Origin of the sequence: Gluconobacter sp. P1D12_c, assembly GCF_018812105.1 — a bacterium.
In the GTDB taxonomy this organism is placed as follows: Bacteria; Pseudomonadota; Alphaproteobacteria; order Acetobacterales; family Acetobacteraceae; genus Gluconobacter; species Gluconobacter oxydans_A.
On the sequence record NZ_JACSIQ010000350.1, the window covers coordinates 1 to 492 of the forward strand.

A 492-nucleotide genomic window follows, 5' to 3' on the forward strand; every position below is an offset into this window, starting at 1 on the left:
CATTGATCGCCAGAGGCAACGGTCCTTGCGCGCGCATCGCTGCAAACGTGGCTTCCGGAAGAAGGTAGGTGTCGAATGCGCGGTATTGGCGACTTTCCGTTACCCAGATGTCTCCGGCACGCAGACGCTCGCGCAGCTGGGTCAGAACACAGAGTTCGTAAGCCTGTCGTATGACTGTTCCCTCTGGCCTGACAAAGCTGTGCCAGGAAGGCGGAATGAAACGGATCGGACAGGAGTCAGGCAAGCGGCGTTTACCGGTCCGATAGAGGTCTCCAATGATCTGCACCGCCTTCAGTAATCCCTGTACCGTGCGACCACCCTGAAACTGGAACGCGTTCAGGAATGGACCAATGTCAGGACGAAGAGAGCGATGCCGGTTGATCAGTTCGGCCGTGCGATCAATGGTCTCTGGAGCTGTCAGGGTTTCAGCCCTGCCGATGGCGTCCTGGAGGCGGGGCCAGTCAATTCCCGTAATGGCAGACAGTGAATCAA

The 492-nt window shown here is 57.7% G+C and carries 1 pseudogene; it reads right to left on the minus strand.

Annotated features, from left to right (window positions below):
- Window positions 1-492 (minus strand): annotated as a pseudogene (locus KP705_RS17125) (Tn3 family transposase); the annotation flags it as partial.